We start from the raw sequence: 16,023 nt of genomic DNA, 5'->3' as shown, positions 1-16,023 counted from the left end.
TGCGGGGGGATCGGTAGCTACCAAAATATGAGAAGTGTTCTCAAGCTTCGGGAACACGGTAAGCCCCGGGTGACGGGTCACACAACCCCCGAGGGCGGACCTCCACGGCTCGTCGCCTCGTCCAGACGACGTGGCTGCCGAGGCGGCAGCGGTCCGGGAGCTCGCGCCGGCAGCTGCGTGGCAGGTCGGCGCGCCGTCCTGCTGTCGTCGGCCCGGCGTGCGCCTGACGAGCTGCCCACGTGCATGGCGCCGGCCGGTGTTGCGGTCCGAGCCGGTCGTGCACCGTCCGCGCCGTCGTGGCACCGCGCGTCCTGTGACGGCCGGCGCAGCCGCTGCCATCACGGCCCGGCGCCATGCCCTGGCCGTCCACCTGGATCCGGCCGCCGATCTTGATGAGGCCGCCGCGATGCTGGCGAGCCGACTGATCGTCGGATGAGTCCCCAGCACCGACAGACCGGGATAGCGTGTGTGTCCCTGGCCCTCCGCGGCATGTCGTGCCGTGACCTGATGCTGGAGGATGGATGCCTGACTACACCGCGACCGCGATCGCCGAGGGTGACCACTGGGAGATCGACATCCCCGATGTCGGTAGCACTCAGGCCGACAGCATGGACGATCTCGAGCAGGCAGCGGTCGACCTGGTCGTTGCGGTGACGCACGCCGCCCCCGAAGTCGTGAACGTCGAGCTGCGCGTCATCTGACCCGGCCGGCTGCTCCCGGGCGACGGGCGAGCCGTCCACCGCACTCAGCAGTGAGAGCAGCGCGACGTCCGGGGCCGGAGCGGTTGCCGGCGGGTCGGCGGCCTGCGGCGTCCTCGACACTCGACGCCGTGACCTGAGCAGCCCCGCGTGTCCGCAGCCGCCATGAACGAGCCAACCCGATGCGCCCAGCAGACCCAGGTGGGAGGGTGGCGATGTGACCGAGGCCATAACCGATCCCGCTGAGTACGACCTCAAGGACCGCTACCGGCCCGGTAGCGGGGCGGTCGTCCTGACCGGCGTCCAAGCGATCACCCGGCTCATGGTCGAGCAGCACAACCGTGACCTGTCCGGCGGACGTCGCACTGCGACCTTCGTCTCCGGCTACCAGGGAAGTCCACTGGCGGGCCTCGACAAGACGATCGCCGCGCTCCCGGAGCTCTCCACCGCGCACGACGTGCGCCTCGTCCCAGCCCTCAACGAGGAGCTGGGTGCCACGGCCGTGTGGGGATCCCAGCGGGCGCTCCCGGGAGAGACGCGGAGCCACGACGGCGTGATCGGCTTCTGGTACGGCAAGGCGCCGGGGGTCGACCGGGCGACGGACGCGATCCGGCACGCGAACATGTTCGGTGCGCATCCCCGGGGCGGTGTGGTGGTCCTCGCCGGGGACGACCCCGGTTGCAAGTCCTCCAGCATCCCGTGCGCGAGCGAGCGGGCTCTGGCCTCGATGGACCTGCCCGTGCTCTACCCACGCAACGGCGAGGAGATGATCGCCTTCGGGCTGCACGCGGTCGCGCTCTCCCGCGCGTCCGGGTGCTGGGTCGCGCTCAAGATCGTCGCGGACGTGGCCGACGGCTTGTGGACGGTCGATCGCGACTTCTCGAGCATCGACATCACCGTCCCCGATGTCGAGTGGGACGGGAAGCCGTGGCACTACGAGCAGATCGACTTGAGGGATCCCCGCCTGTCTCTGCTCGCGGAGGCCGAGCTGGTCGGCCCACGCTGGGAGATGGTCCGGGCGTTCAACCGGGCGAACTCCCTCGACGAGGTGGTCGTCGACCCCGCGGACGCCACCGTCGGGCTGGTGGCTGCGGGCACCGCCTACGACGCCCTGCGTCAGGCGCTGGTGGAACTCGGCCTCGATGACGACGACCTGCACCGGGCAGGCGTCCGGATCATGCGGGTCGGCATGGTGTACCCCCTGGACCCCGACCGCATCCGCTACCTCGCGCGCGGACTCGACGAACTGCTGGTCGTCGAGGACAAGGCATCGTTCCTCGAGTCGCAGATCCGCGACGTCCTCTACGGCCGCGCCGACGCGCCGGCCGTGCTGGGGAAACGGGACGCGGACGGGCGGGCCCTCGTTCCGGGCGACGGCGAACTGGTCGCCGCACGGCTGGTCCCGCCGTTGCGCCGGTTCCTGGCCCACCGGGTGGAGCTGGCCGAGCCTCCGCGGACGCCGGTGCAGTTGCCGCTCCTGCCGCTGGCTCGCACTGCGTACTTCTGCAGTGGCTGCCCGCACAACCGTTCCACCGTGGTACCGGAGGGTTCGCTCGCCGGTGGCGGGATCGGGTGCCACGCGATGGTGACCATCGAGGCCCGGCCGACGAGCGAGGTCACCGGACTGACCCACATGGGCGGCGAGGGCGCCCAGTGGATCGGGCAGAGCCCGTACACCGACATCCCGCACATCTTCCAGAACGTCGGGGACGGCACCTTCTTCCACTCCGGTCAGCTGGCCGTCCAGGCATGCGTCGCCGCCGGGGTGAACATCACCTACAAGGTCCTCTACAACAGCGCGGTGGCCATGACCGGCGCTCAGGACGCTGAGGGGGCGGTCGGTGTCCCGGAGCTGACCGTCAAGCTGCAGGCGGAGGGTGTCTCCCGCATCATCGTCTGCGCCGACGAGCCGGAGAACTACGGCCGGGCCAGGTTCGCCGACGGCGTGGCCGTGTGGCACCGGGACCGACTGGACGAGGCGCAGCGCATCCTGCGCGACACGCCTGGTGTGACGGTCCTGATCTACGACTCCCGCTGCGCGGCGGACGCGCGGCGCCTGCGCAAGCGGGGAAAGCTGCCGCAGCGCCCGACGCGCGTCGTCATCAACGAGATGGTCTGCGAGGGCTGTGGCGACTGCGGCGTGAAGAGCAACTGCCTCTCGGTGCAGCCGGTCGACACCGAGTTCGGGCGCAAGACCCGCATCGACCAGAACTCCTGCAACACCGACTACAGCTGCCTGGACGGGGACTGCCCGTCCTTCATCACGCTCACCGTGCCCGACGGCGCCGCCAAGAAGGACCGCCGGGAGCGGGTCGCGCCGCCGGCCGTGGCGGACGTCGAGTCCACCCTGGGCGACGAGACGGTCAACGTGTTCCTGGCCGGGATCGGCGGCACGGGCATCGTGACGGTCAACCAGGTCCTGGCGACGGCGGGTCTCGTGGCCGGCCTGAAGGTGCAGGGCCTCGACCAGACGGGTCTGAGCCAGAAGGCCGGGCCGGTCACCTCCCATCTGCGCATCGCCCGCACGCGTCTCGAGCCGTCGAACCGGATCACCCCCGGCTCGGCCGACTGCCTCCTCGCGCTCGACCTCCTCGTCGCCACGGACGCGCGGTTCATGGGGTACGGGGACCCCTGGCGGACGGTGTGCATCGCCTCGACGAGCCCGACCCCCACGGGCGACATGGTGTACGACCCCTCGATCCGCTATCCGGAGGAGGAGGACCTGCTCGGGCGCATGCGCGCGCTGTCGCGGGAGGTCGTCTCCTACGACGCCCTGGGGGTGGCCGAGGCGCTGCTGGGAGGAACCGTCGCCGCGAACTTCCTCCTCATCGGGTCGGCGTACCAGTCCGGCGCGTTGCCGCTGCCTGCTGACGCCATCGAGCAGGGGATCCGGATGAACGGTGTCGCGGTCGAGGCGAACATCGCGGCGTTCCGGTGGGGGAGGGCCGCCGTCGCGGCGCCGGAGGAGTTCCAGCGTGCCGTGCGCGAAGCGCGACCGTCCGCCGACGTCGTCCACGCGCCGGTGCCCGCGCACCTGTTCAGGCGTTCCTCCCTGGCGGGTGAGACCCGTCGGCTCGCCGAACGCCGGGCAGCCCACCTCGTGGACTACCAGGGGGAGCGGATCGCCAAGCGCTACCTGCGCATCGTGGAAGCCGCCTGGGACGCGGAGCGGCGTCTCGGTGACCGGACGTCGTTCAGCGAATCGGTGGCTCACGGGCTGCACCGCTTCATCGCCTACAAGGACGAGTACGAAGTCGCCCGGTTGCTCACCGACCCCGCCCTGATCGCGAAGGTCGAGGCCGAGGTCCCGACGGGGGAGAACCTCACCTACCGCCTGCATCCTCCGATGCTGCGCGCGATGGGCATGACGAAGAAGATCGGACTGGGGCCGTCCACGCACGGTCTCCTCCGGACCATGGCGCGAGCCAAGCGACTGCGCGGCACGCCGCTGGACCCCTTCGGATACGCCCACGTGCGCCGGGTGGAGCGGGAACTGCGGGACCACTACATGGCGATGATCGAGGCTCTGGCCCGGGACCTCGATGACCGCAACTACGAGACCGCGACGGCGGCGGCGGCGGCGGCCGACCTCGTCCGGGGGTACGAGCAGGTCAAGCTCGGCAACGTACGCCGGTACCAGGAGGCGTTGGCCGCGCTGGAGCTGCCACCGTCCGTGCCCCCCTTCCCCAGTGTCGCCGGCGCTCCGCCGGAGGCCCGCCCGCACGTCACGTTGGCCGCCGTGCCGACGGAGGGCTTGAGTGTCCACTCGCGGCCACAGCCCGACGCCCACCAGGTCGAGATGACTCCCGACGAGCCGCTGCACGGGTGAGCAGGACCCGGCCGGTCGCTGGGCACGGTGGTGCGCAGCGACCGGCCGTCACCCGGGGTGGAGAGCCGGTCCGGATCCACTCCTCCTGGTCGTGGGGCGCGTCGTCACAGGACAGCGCTGCCGCGGACGCGGGCGACGAGGTCCGACAGGGTCGTGGCTTCGGCGAGTGCCCGGTTCATCCCCTCCTCGGCGGTCACGAGCCGACGGCACTCGGCGACCACGGCGGCCGCCTCGGCCAGGGGAACCACGCACACGCCGTTGCCGTCGGCGACGACGAGGTCGCCGGGGTGGACGCGCGCGCCGGCCAGGTTGACCGGCCCGTTGAGCTCTGCAGTCGCCCACCGGAAGCGGCCGGCCATCGGGGAGGTACCCCGTGCCCAGACCGGGACCGGCCGGCTGCGCAGCGCCTCGACGTCGCGGACCGCGGCGTCGACGATGACGCCACCGACACCCGCGACCTCGGCGAAGCCCAGGGATATGTCGCCCAGGACCGCCGCGTCGACCTGCCCGGCTGCGCTGATGACGGCGACGTCGCCGGGGCCGGCGAGCCCGTAGAGGTCACGGTCGCCGGCGAGCGCCGGGCTGCGCAGTCGGCGGTGCGTGGCCGGGACGCCGCCGTACGGCTCGTACCGCAGGGTCACGGCCTGGCCGCACACCCGTTGGCCGGCCGCGATCGGCGGGAGGTGCGCGCCGGGGACGACCGACCCGACACCCAGGGCGTCGAGTGCGTCGGCGACGAGGCAGGCGACGTCCGGCTGCCCGCGCAGGAACGTCAGATCGGCGGGGTCCAGCCGGGGGAAGTCGACCTGCGTGATGAGGGTCTCGGGAACTCCGCCGAAGAGCCGGGGACGCAGCTCCTCCAGCCCCGGAACCAGCGAGTCAGCCACGAGTGGTCTGTGGCAGGCCCGGGTGCCGCCGGGCCTCGAAGGCGTCGACCGCGTCGAGGTGGTGCTCGGTGACAGCGATGTCGTCGAGGCCGTTGAGCAGCCGGTAGCGCGTGTCGTCGTCGATCTCGAAGCCCACCGAGATCCCCGGCGCCGTGACGCGGCGCTCGACGAGGTCGACGGTGACGAGCGTGCTCGGGTCCTGCTCGGCCATCGTCCACAGGTGCTCGATGACCTCCTGGTCGAGCACGACCGGGAGCAGTCCCCGCTTGGGCGCGTTGCCGCGGAAGATGTCGCCGAAGCGGGGCGACAGCACGGCCTTGAAACCGTAGTCCTGCAGCGCCCAGACGGCGTACTCCCGGGACGAGCCGGTGGCGAAGTCCGCGCCGGCGACCAGGATGTCGGCGCCCTGGTAGGCAGGCTGGTTCAGCACGAAGTCCGGTTCCTGATCGCGCCAGTTGCCGAACAGCGCACGGGCGTACCCGGTACGTGATGTGGCGTTCCGTCCGAAGCGACCGGGAAAGATCTGGTCGGTGTCGACGTCGGAGCGTCGCAGCGGGACGACGCGGCCCGTGTGGACCGTGAAGGCATCCATGGCTCAGTTCTCCAGGTCGGAGGGGCTGGCCAGGCGACCGGCGACCGCACTGGCCGCGGCGACCTCGGGCGAGACGACGTGCGTGCGGGCGCCCGGCCCCTGGCGGCCCTCGAAGTTGCGGTTGTTGGTCGATGCCGACCGCTGGCCCGGCTGGAGCATGTCCTCGTTGAGGGCGCAGCACATCGAGCAGCCGGTCCCCGGTTGCAGCGTCACGCCGGCCTCGTTGAAGACCTGCTCGAGCCCCTCGTCGACGGCCTGCGCGCGGACCGTGGCGGAGCCGGCGACCAGGAGCACCTGGACTCCCTCGGCCACCCTGCGGCCTTGGAGAACACTGGCGGCCGCACGCAGGTCCTCGATCCGGCCGTTCGTGCACGACCCGATGAAGACGGCGTCGATGGGGATGTCGCGCATGGCGGTACCGGGCGTGAGGTCCATGTACTCGTGTGCGCGGGCGGCCGCGCGGCGGCTCTTGTCGTCGGAGAAGTCGTCCACCGAGGGCACTCGTCCGCTCAGCGGGACGCTCTGGGCGGGGTTGATGCCCCACGTGACGAACGGGGTGAGCGCCGAGCCGTCGATGACCACGCTCTTGTCGAAGACCGCGTCCGGGTCCGTGCGCATCTCCCGCCAGCGCGCGAGCTCGGCATCCCACTGCTCGCCCTGGGGCGCGTGGGGACGCCCCTTGAGGTAGGCGAAGGTGGTCTCGTCGGGGGCGACCAGGCCCGCCCGGGAGCCCGCCTCGACCGCCATGTTGCAGACGGTCATCCGGCCCTCCATCGACATCTCCTCGATGACCTGGCCGCGGAACTCCATGACGTGGCCGACGCCACCACCGGTCCCGATCTTGTTGATCAGCGCCAGGACGACGTCCTTCGGGGTCACGCCGGGCGCGAGCTGCCCGGTGATGGTGACGCTCATGTTCTTCATCGGGTGCATCGGCAACGTCTGGGTGGCCAGCACGTGCTCCACCTGGCTGGTCCCGATGCCGAACGCCAGCGTGCCGAAGGCGCCGTGGGTGGTCGTGTGGGAGTCGCAGCAGACGATCGTCATGCCCGGCTGGGCCAGGCCCAGCTCGGGACCGATGACGTGGACGATGCCCTGCCGGGCATGGCCCAGCGGGTACATCGGGATGCCGAACTCCTCGCAGTTGGCGCGCATCACCTCCATCTGGCGGCGGCGGTGCAGCTCGTTGAGCGGAACCCGGTCGACCGACGTCGGCGTCGCGTGGTCCTCGGTCCCCAGCGTGAGGTCGGGCCGCCGGACCCGGCGGCCGGCCTCGCGCAGCCCCTCGAAGGCCGGTGGGGTGTTGACCTCGTGGAGCAGGTGCAGGTCGATGTAGAGCAGGTCCGGTTCGCCCTCGGCGCGGCGAACGATGTGGTCCTGCCAGATCTTGTCGGCGAGCGTCAGAGCCATGGGGATCCTCTGGAGTGCAGGGGTCGGCGATTGCCAATATGTGGGAAGTGTTTCCCAACTTCCGGGAACACCGTAAGCCTCCGGCAACGTGACGCACAAGACACCCGCGAAGTTTTTGGGACTCGATCGTCCAGAGAGGCGGAGCACGTGGGTGCACGGGGGCCGGCGATCCGCCCGGACGGTTGCACGCTCCCCAGGCCGCGGCCGCCCCGGCGGGAACCGCCGCACCCGACGCATTCGGGACCCGCAGCGGCTCGAAACTTTGATTTCGGTCACAGCCTTGTGGTGATCTACGCCGCCCACTATGGTCCCCGTCACGTCCCACATTCTGGCGGGCCACTCCCAAATATTGGGAAGCTACGGACGCGACCACCCGGTTTCTGCGCGTCGGCCCCATCCTCGAGGAGGACCTGTCTTGGTTTACCTGATCTCCATCGTGGCGCTGGTGGCGGTTTTCGCCATAGCGACCGTGCGGCCCATCAACATGGGCATCCTCGCGTTCCTCGCGGCGTTCGCCGTCGGGGGCCTGGTCTCGGGCCTCTCGCTGGAGGAGATCCAGGACTCCTTCCCTGGCGACTTCTTCTTCGTGGCGTTCGGCATCACCCTGCTCTTCGGCCTGGCCCGGGCCAACGGCTCCCTCGACGTCATCATGCAGAAGTGCCTGAAGATCGTCCGGGGCAAGCGCTGGGCGATCGTCTGGATGATGTTCCTGCTGGCGGCCGCCCTCATGGCGCTCGGCTCGGTCCTGGCGGTGGCGATGCTCGCTCCCATCGCCATGCCCATCGCGAAGCGGTACAACATCAAGCCGCTGCTCATGGGGATGATGCTCAGCCACGGCATGCTGGGAACGGCCTTCTCGCCGATCACCGTCTACGCGGTGGGCATCCAGGAGCTGCTCGACGAGCAGGGCATCAACGTCTCGCCGGTGGCCCTCTTCTTCGTGCCCTTCCTGCTCAACGTGCTCCTCGCTGCCATCGCCTTCATGGCTCTCGGCGGCCGCGACCTGTTCCGAGAGCACACCGTCGTCGAGGACGACCTGGAGCTCGCGGCGGTCGGAGCCGGCGGCATCACCCACCCGACTCCGGGCGATGCCGGCGCCGGCGGCGGTTCCGCCGCTGGGGGCCACGGGATCGCCGAGAAGGCCGGCCGCCCGCGCGGCACCGGCCCCGCCTCGGTGACGCCGGACCAGACGCACATCGAGCAGCACACGGTGGTGACCTTCGAGCACTGGGTCACCTTCGCCTCGATCGCCGTGCTGCTCGCGGCCGCCCTGTTCGGCATCGACGTCGGCGTCGCCGCCACCTGCATCGGTGCCGTGCTGCTGCTCGCGTTCCCGCGCCACGTCGAGGCCACGATGCGGGCCGTCTCCTGGCAGGCCGTGCTCCTCGTCTGTGGCGTCGTCACCTACATGAGCGTCCTCAGCGCCAACGGCACCATCGACTGGCTCGGCGAGAAGGTCACCGAGCTGCCCTGGCCGGTGCTCACGGCTCTCGTGCTGTTCATCATCGTCGGCATGATCTCCGCCGTCGGGTCGTCGTTCGGCATCATCCTGATCGCCCTGCCGTTGGCACTGCCGCTGCTCGAGGCCGGCCACTTCTCGGTCGCGGCATTCGTCATCGGCCTGGCCTTCAGTGCCACCGTCGTCGACGTCAGCCCCTTCTCCACCAACGGCGTCATCGTCCTGGCCTCCGCCCAGGTGGAGGACAGGCAGCGCTTCCAGAAGCAGATGCTGACGTACTGCGGCTACATCATCGTGGTCGGCCCGCTGCTCGCCTGGGTCCTGCTGGTCGTTCCAAGCAGTTTCTGATCACCACGCCCGTCGAGTTCGGACCCCGGTCGCGCGCCGCCCCCAGCGGCGCCCGGCCGGGGTCCCTCGCATCGATCCGCGGGCTCCTCCGTTGCGGGAGCCTGCATAGGCTCGTGACATGACCTCAATGCACACGACCGGCGTCGGGGTGCTCGACAAGAGCATGGCCATCGTCGACCTGTGCGAACGACAGCCGGCCTCGGCCAGCGACATCGCGCGGGAGTTGGACCTCACCGTGTCGACGGCGCACCGCCTGGCTGCTGCCCTCACGGCACACGGCTTGCTGCAGCGAGACGCCGCGGGCCACTACCGCCTCGGCCGCCGGTTCTTCACCTCCAGGGTCGCCGAGATCGCCCAGCCGGTCCTCGAGCGGCTCACACAGGACACCGGGGAGAGCACCCAGCTGTGGGTGCTCCGCGGCGAGGACCGCCTCTGCGTCGCGAGCGTCATCACCGACACCGAACTGCGCGTCGTGATGGACGTCGGTGTCCGGCTGCCGCTCGTCGACGGTGGCTCCGCGTCGCTGGCCCTGCAGGGCAAGGTGCGGCCGGAGGGATGGGCCGAGACCCATTCGACCAGGACGCCGGGACTGGGATCGGTCAGCGCTCCGGTCATCCTGCACGAGGAGCCGGTTGCGGTGGTCAGTGTCATCGCGCCGCTGTTGCGCATCCCGAAGTCGCCGGGCGAGAGCTTCGGCAAGCAGGTCCTCGCCGCGGCGGCCGACATCGCGCAGCGTCTCGAGGACTGACGGGGCTTCCCGGCCGGCCGGTCCCTGGCGGCTCCGGTGCTGGTAGCGGCCGGTGGCTCAGCGCTCCCGGGGATGGGAGACGCTGGATGCCTGGGCTCGGCTCATGCGCTCACGGCGCTCCAGCCCCCGGACAAAGCAAGGAGGCCGTCACGTGCCCGATGTGCACGTGACGGCCTCCTGCGGCCGCTGTGGTGCCCGCCGCGCCCATGGGAGGTGGGCGTGACCGGCCACCTCGCCCACGTTCGATCCAGGCCAGGTCGCCGCGTCCCGCCCCGAGGATGTGCAGGTGGTGTCGAGGGCCGGGGGGCCGCCTCAGCTGTAGAAGCGGAACACCGGTTCGGCGATGCAGACCGGCTTGTCGCCGCCTTCGCGCTCGATGACCGCGGTGGCGGTGATCTGCAGGCCGCCGGTGACTTCTTCGACGTCCTTGAGGGTGGCGGTGAGCCGGAGCTTGGAGCCGACCGGGACCGGGGCGGGGAAGCGGACCTTGTTCAGGCCGTAGTTCACGGCCATGCCGACGTCGGTGACCACCAGGACCTGCGACCACATGGGGATGAGCAGGGAGAGGGTGAGGTAGCCGTGGCCGATCGGTCCGCCGAAGGGGCTCTCGCGGTTGGCCCGCTCGACGTCCACGTGGATCCACTGGTCGTCGCCGGTGGCCTCGGCGAAGAGGTTGACCCGCTGTTGGGCGACCTCGACCCAGTCGCTGGTGCCCAGTTCGGTGCCGGTGAGGCCGGGGAGTTCGGCCAGGGTGGTGCGGGTGGTGCTCACGATCGTTCTCCTTGGGGAAGGGGGTGGGGGTCAGCGCAGGCCGAGTGCGGTGATGGCGTTCTGCTTCATGATCAGCGGCTTGACCTCGTCGCGGATGTCGAGTGCCGCGAAGTCCTTCATCCACCGCTCGGGGCGCAGCAGCGGGTAGTCCGACCCGAACAGGACCTTGGTCTTGAGCAGGCTGTTGGCGGCGCGGACGAGTTGCGGGGGGAAGTACTTGGGGGACCAGCCGGACAGGTCGATGTAGACGTTGGCCTTGTGCTGGGCGACGGCGATCGCGGAGTCCTGCCAGGGCACCGAGGGGTGGGCCATGATGATCGTCAGGCCGGGGAAGTCCGCGGCGACGTCGTCGAGCAGCATCGGGTCCGAGTAGCGCAGCTTGATCCCGCGCCCGCCCGGGAGGCCGGAACCGATGCCGGTCTGGCCGGTGTGGAACAGCGCCGGCACGCCGAGGGCCTCCAGCTCGGCGTAGAGCGGGTAGTGCTGGCGGTCGTTCGGCAGGAAGTTCTGGTAGCTGGGGTGGAACTTGAACCCGCGGACCCCGTGCTCCTCCACCAGGCGGCGGGCGGCGCGGATGCCGGCGAGGCCGCGCGCGGGGTCGATGGAGCCGAAGGGGATGAGCACATCGGGGTGCTCGGCGGCGGCGTCGGCAATCTCCTCGTTGGACAGCGTCATCTGGCCGGTGGCGGCCTCGGCGTCGACGGTGAAGATGACCGCGGCCATCTTCTTCTGGCGGTAGTCGGCGGCGATGTCGTGCACCGTGGGGTCGTAGGGGTCGCCCTTGAAGTACTTGGCCGCTGCGGCGTTGAGCTCGTCGTCCAGGGCCAGGTGGCCGTGCAGGTCGGCGTGGACGTGGACGTGCACGTCGATGGCGACCAGGGCGTCGAGGTCCAGGCCGGTGCTGTGCGGGGCGGTCACTTCGGGGGCTCCGGGAACTCCTGGCCGACCTTCTGCTGCGAGCCGGCGAACTTCTCGGGCCAGACGCCGGCGATGGCGTCGGGCGACCAGCCGGTGCCGTCGGCGAACTCGACGACGACCTCGCTCGGGTGCGACCAGAGCGCGAGGCGGTCGCCGCCGATGCCGATGGCCTGACCGGTGATCCCGGAGGCGGCGTCGGAGGCCAGGAAGGCGACGAGTCCCGCGGCGTCCTCGGGGCTGCCGAAGCCGAGCTGCTGACGGGCGAACGGCGGCATCGGCTCGCCGGCCTTCAGCGCCTCGATGTAGGGCTGGAGGAAGGGGATCGTCTCGGTCATCGCGGTGGCCGCGACAGGGACGATGGCGTTGACGGTGATCTCCGCGCGGGCGAGCTCCATGGCCCAGGTGCGGACCATGCCGACGATGCCGGCCTTCGCGGCGGCGTAGTTGGTCTGCCCGAAGTTGCCGACCTGGCCGGTGGGCGAGCCGACGCAGATGATCCGGCCGCCCTCGCCCTGCTCGCGCATCCGGATCGCCGCCGCGCGGGTGCAGGTGAAGGTGCCCCGCAGGTGGGTGGTGACGACGGCGTCGAACTGCTCGTCGGTCATCTTCCACAGCGTGGTGTCGCGCAGGATGCCGGCGTTGTTGACCAGGACGTCGAGCCGGCCGAACTCGTTCGTCGCACGGTCGACCAGAGCCTGTGCGGCCTCGCTGCTGCCGACGGCGACGACCTCGGCGACGGCCGTGCCGCCGGCATCGGAGATCGACTTCACCGCGGCCTCGGCCACCTCCGCATCGACGTCGTTGACGACGACGGCAGCGCCCGAGCGGGCGAGTTCAGTGGCGTAGGCGAGACCGAGGCCCCGCCCGCTGCCGGTGACGATGGCTACTTTGCCCGATAGATCCACTGCAGAACTCCTCTGGGTAGGTGCGGTCCGCCCGATGGCCGGGCGGATGTGCGAACTGCTGCGCTCATGGGCGCGGGTGGGGGAGCGGAGAGAGTGAGGGTCGCGGGCGGGCGCACCTCCTCAAGAGACGTTCAGCACTTCCTGCCTGGTCGTGGGGTCCTCGCCGTGGCCGGTGTGTACCACCGTGTGCCCGTGCAGGCTCAGCAGCGTGCCGCGGATGGAGTTCAGGATGGTCGGCTTGTCGCTGAACGAGCGGCCGGTGGCGCCGGGCCCCCGTGGAACAGCGTGTCGCCGGTGAGGACGGCGGCCAGGTCCGGCGCGTGCAGGCAGGTGCTGCCCGGCGAGTGACCCGGCGTGTGCAGCGCGGTGAGCGACGTCCCGGCCACCCGGAACCGGGTGCCCTCGCCGAGCACCTCGTCCGGCCGCGCCTCCGGGTGTGCCTCGCCGAAGACCGTGTCCCACAGCATCGTGTCGGCCGGGTGGAACCAGATCGGTGCGCCGGTCGCCTCGCGCAGGTCGACGGCGGCGGTGATGTGGTCGTTGTGCCCGCGGGTGAGCACGATCGCGGTCACCTTCCGCCCGCCGACGGCCTCGACGATCGGGTCGACGCGGTGCGGGGCGCCGACGACTAGCACCTCGTCGTCGCCCTCGAGCCAGACGTCGTTGTCGACGTCGAAGTCCTGCCCGTCGAGGCTGAACACCCCCGGGACGACGGCCTTCTCGATGCGGACGCCCCTCGTGGACCTGGGCATCAGAGGACGACCACCGAGCGGAGCACCTCGCCCTTGTGCATCTTCTCGAAGGCGGCCTCGACGTCGTGGAGGCCGATGGTCTCGCTGACGAAGTCCTCGAGCGGGAAGCGGCCCTGTAGGTAGAGGTCGACCAGCATCGGGAAGTCGCGGCTGGGCAGGCAGTCGCCGTACCAGGAGGACTTCAGCGCCCCGCCGCGGCCGAACAGCTCGATCATCGGCAGGGTCAGCTGCATGTCCGGGGTGGGGACGCCGACCAGGATCACCCGGCCGGCGAGGTCGCGGGCGTAGAAGGCCTGCTCGAACACCTCCGGGCGGCCGACGGCGTCGATCGCGACGTCGACACCGAAGCCGCCGGTGTGGCCCCTGATCGCCGCGACCGCATCCGTCCCGCGGGAGTTGACCGTGTGGGTGGCGCCGAACTGCCGCGCCCACTCCAGCTTCCGGTCGTCGACGTCGACGGCGATGATCGTGCTCGCGCCGGCCAGCTTCGCCCCGGCGATCGCGGCGTCACCCACCCCGCCGCAGCCGAAGACGGCCACGCTCTCGCCGCGCTGCACGGCGCCGGTGTTGACTGCCGCCCCGACGCCGGCCATGACGCCGCAACCGAGCAGCCCGGCGGCGGTGGCCGGGGCGGCCGGGTCGACCTTGGTGCACTGGCCGGAGTGGACCAGCGTCTTCTCCGCGAACGCGCCGATGCCCAGCGCCGGGGACAGCTCGGTGCCGTCGGCCAGCGTCATCTTCTGCGCGGCGTTGTGCGTGTTGAAGCAGTAGTGCAGCTGACCCTTGAGACAGGCGCGGCACTGACCGCACACGGCCCGCCAGTTGAGGATGACGAAGTCGCCGACGGCCACGTTGGTGACGCCCGCCCCCACCGCGGCCACGGTCCCGGCGGCCTCGTGACCGAGCAGGAACGGGAACTCGTCGTTGATGCCGCCCTGGCGGTAGTGCAGGTCGGTGTGGCAGACCCCGCAGGCCTGCACGTCGACGACCGCCTCACCCGGACCGGGGTCGGGCACCAGGATCGTCTCCACGCTGACCGGTGCTCCCTTGCTGCGGGCGACGACAGCCTCGACCTCATGCGCCATGACAGTGACGCTAGGCACTTCCGGGGACGATCATGGAGGCCCTTCCGACATGCGGAAGCCGCCGGCCCACCGAACACTTCCGTTATTCGGAAGGCGACTGCCGACCGCCCATGAACCGCGTCACGCTGTGCCGGTCAAGGGAACACTGAGGAGGCATCCATGCCGTCGATCGTGCAGAATCAGTGGTACGTGGCCGCCTATGGTCGGGAGATCGGCCGGGAGCTGTTCGCTCGCACCATCTGCGGTGAGTCCATCCTCTTCTGGCGGACGTCGGCAGGTGCCGTCACCGCCATGAGCGATCGGTGCGTGCACCGCCGGTTCCCGCTCTCGCAGTCACCGAGCCATCTGGCCGACGACACCGTCGTCTGCGGTTACCACGGCTTCACCTACGACGCGGGCGGCGTCTGCGTCGCCGTCCCGGGTCAGACCCGCGTGCCGCGCACCGCCCGGCTGAAGTCCTATCCGGTCGTGGAGCAGGACGGTTTCGTGTGGGTCTTCATCGGCGATCCCGACCGAGCCGACGTCACCGCGATCCCGCGCGCGCCCTGGCTCGACCAAGAGGGCTACACCACGGTCTGTGGCATGGAGCCGCTGGCTGCGCGTGCCAGCCTGCTGATCGACAACCTGATGGACCTCTCCCACGAGACCTATCTGCACGGCGGTTACATCGGGACGCCGGAGGTCGCCAACACGCCGATCACCACCGAGGTCGACGAGGAGGCCGGGGTGGTGTACGTCAGCCGGCACATGGACGACGCCGACTGTCCCCCCTTCTACGCCAAGAGCACCGGTATCACGGGTCGCATCGTGCGCTGGCAGGACATCGAGTTCCACCCCCCGTGCCTCTACCTGCTGCACAGCCGGGTGGCGCCCGTCGGCGTGCTGCCCAACGACGACGGAACGGATCCGGAGGGTTTCCATGTCGAGGTCGTCTACGCGATCACGCCGGAGACGGAGTCGAGCACGCACGACTTCTGGGCGGTCGCCCGCGACTTCGCACTCGACGACGAGGGTGTCTCGGACTTCCTCCGCGAGAGCAACCGCACGGTCGTGCTGCAGGACGTGACAGCGCTCGACGTGCTGGAGAACGTGCTGACCGGTGAGCCCGACGGGTACCAGGAGCTCTCGATCAACATCGACACCGGTGGTCTCGCCGCCCGGCGGATCATCGCCCGGATGGCCGCGGAAGGCCGCGGCGAGACCGTCCCGGCATCGGTGACGACGTCCGCGGGCGCACGATGACCACGCCCTCGGACGGCTTGCCGTCCGCCCAGGTACCCCTCAACGCCGCCGAGGTGAGGTCGGTGCGCACCGGGGATCTCACGGTGCCCGCCCCGCGCCGGGTCCTCGAGGGCGAACGGGTCACGCGGGTCAACTGGCTGCCCGGTTCCGACCGGCTGCGGGGGCTCTGCTTCTGCGGGGCCGAGGCCGAGGCGTCGGACCCGAACATGATGTGGGAGTGGCTGCTCGCGCATCCCGACCATCCCGCCGGTGGGCCGGCCGAGCCACCGACGTCCGGCCCCCTGCCCACCCCTCCGGCGCACTACGTCTCCGATCCGCGGGTCATCCGTTTCGCCGAGAGGGTGCCGGCTCTCGCCTGACGGGAACCGTCGTCCCCTCC

Annotated in this window: 14 protein-coding genes; 6 read left to right on the top strand and 8 right to left on the bottom strand. The window is 70.6% G+C overall.

The annotated features are described in order from the left end of the window. Positions 1 to 521 precede the first annotated feature (521 nt). On the top strand, positions 522 to 701 hold the full coding sequence (locus ACU616_RS24240) for a hypothetical protein (protein ID WP_446760957.1): 180 nt from the start codon (positions 522 to 524) through the stop codon (positions 699 to 701). Between the two features lie 214 nt (positions 702 to 915). Next, entirely contained in the window at positions 916 to 4,527 is a 3,612-nt protein-coding gene (locus tag ACU616_RS24235) for an indolepyruvate ferredoxin oxidoreductase family protein (protein WP_446760956.1), read from the top strand. A gap of 104 nt (positions 4,528 to 4,631) precedes the next feature. On the opposite strand, the gene ACU616_RS24230 is transcribed toward ACU616_RS24235, so the two are convergent. The 3 genes from ACU616_RS24230 to leuC are packed head-to-tail and all read right to left on the bottom strand — an operon-like array spanning position 4,632 to position 7,416. Next, positions 4,632 to 5,414 (bottom strand): RraA family protein, encoded by a 783-nt coding sequence (locus tag ACU616_RS24230; protein ID WP_446760955.1) that lies wholly within the window; start codon positions 5,412 to 5,414, stop codon positions 4,632 to 4,634. Beyond that, positions 5,407 to 6,006 (bottom strand): 3-isopropylmalate dehydratase small subunit, encoded by a 600-nt coding sequence (leuD, locus tag ACU616_RS24225; protein ID WP_446760954.1) that lies wholly within the window; start codon positions 6,004 to 6,006, stop codon positions 5,407 to 5,409. The genes ACU616_RS24230 and leuD overlap by 8 nt, the downstream gene beginning before the upstream one ends. A 3-nt stretch (positions 6,007 to 6,009) precedes the next feature. Further along, positions 6,010 to 7,416, bottom strand: a complete 1,407-nt coding sequence (gene leuC, locus ACU616_RS24220; RefSeq protein ID WP_446760953.1) for a 3-isopropylmalate dehydratase large subunit — start codon at positions 7,414 to 7,416, stop codon at positions 6,010 to 6,012. Between the two features lie 415 nt (positions 7,417 to 7,831). On the opposite strand from leuC, the gene ACU616_RS24215 reads away from it, so the two are divergent. Both ACU616_RS24215 and ACU616_RS24210 read left to right on the top strand, forming a co-directional pair. Next, positions 7,832 to 9,223 (top strand): SLC13 family permease, encoded by a 1,392-nt coding sequence (locus ACU616_RS24215; protein WP_446760952.1) that lies wholly within the window; start codon positions 7,832 to 7,834, stop codon positions 9,221 to 9,223. A gap of 127 nt (positions 9,224 to 9,350) precedes the next feature. Beyond that, positions 9,351 to 9,971, top strand: coding sequence for an IclR family transcriptional regulator (locus tag ACU616_RS24210; protein ID WP_446760951.1), 621 nt, complete (start codon positions 9,351 to 9,353; stop codon positions 9,969 to 9,971). Positions 9,972 to 10,283: 312 nt separating this feature from the next. Here ACU616_RS24210 and ACU616_RS24205 read toward each other — a convergent pair whose 3' ends face one another. The 5 genes from ACU616_RS24205 to ACU616_RS24185 all read right to left on the bottom strand — a co-directional run bounded on the left by ACU616_RS24205 (position 10,284) and on the right by ACU616_RS24185 (position 14,402). Beyond that, positions 10,284 to 10,742, bottom strand: a complete 459-nt coding sequence (locus ACU616_RS24205; protein WP_446760950.1) for a MaoC family dehydratase — start codon at positions 10,740 to 10,742, stop codon at positions 10,284 to 10,286. A gap of 30 nt (positions 10,743 to 10,772) precedes the next feature. Continuing rightward, positions 10,773 to 11,660: an amidohydrolase family protein gene (locus ACU616_RS24200; protein WP_446760949.1), complete on the bottom strand. Its 888-nt coding sequence runs from the start codon at positions 11,658 to 11,660 to the stop codon at positions 10,773 to 10,775. Beyond that, positions 11,657 to 12,565 (bottom strand): SDR family NAD(P)-dependent oxidoreductase, encoded by a 909-nt coding sequence (locus tag ACU616_RS24195; RefSeq protein WP_446760948.1) that lies wholly within the window; start codon positions 12,563 to 12,565, stop codon positions 11,657 to 11,659. The genes ACU616_RS24200 and ACU616_RS24195 overlap by 4 nt, the downstream gene beginning before the upstream one ends. A gap of 224 nt (positions 12,566 to 12,789) precedes the next feature. Then, entirely contained in the window at positions 12,790 to 13,317 is a 528-nt protein-coding gene (locus ACU616_RS24190) for an MBL fold metallo-hydrolase (RefSeq protein ID WP_446760947.1), read from the bottom strand. Further along, entirely contained in the window at positions 13,317 to 14,402 is a 1,086-nt protein-coding gene (locus ACU616_RS24185; RefSeq protein WP_446760946.1) for an S-(hydroxymethyl)mycothiol dehydrogenase, read from the bottom strand. Before ACU616_RS24185 ends, ACU616_RS24190 begins: the two co-directional genes overlap by 1 nt. Before the next feature lie 159 nt (positions 14,403 to 14,561). On the opposite strand from ACU616_RS24185, the gene ACU616_RS24180 reads away from it, so the two are divergent. Next, positions 14,562 to 15,644, top strand: a complete 1,083-nt coding sequence (locus tag ACU616_RS24180) for a Rieske 2Fe-2S domain-containing protein (protein ID WP_446760945.1) — start codon at positions 14,562 to 14,564, stop codon at positions 15,642 to 15,644. Positions 15,645 to 15,706: 62 nt separating this feature from the next. Beyond that, complete coding sequence (locus ACU616_RS24175; protein WP_446760944.1) at positions 15,707 to 16,003, top strand: hypothetical protein; 297 nt, start codon at positions 15,707 to 15,709, stop codon at positions 16,001 to 16,003. Positions 16,004 to 16,023: the final 20 nt, after the last annotated feature.

The organism is Geodermatophilus sp. URMC 62 (assembly GCF_052931475.1).
The sequence above is the reverse complement of the archived record's forward strand: the minus strand, read 5'-3'. Positions and strand labels throughout refer to the sequence as shown.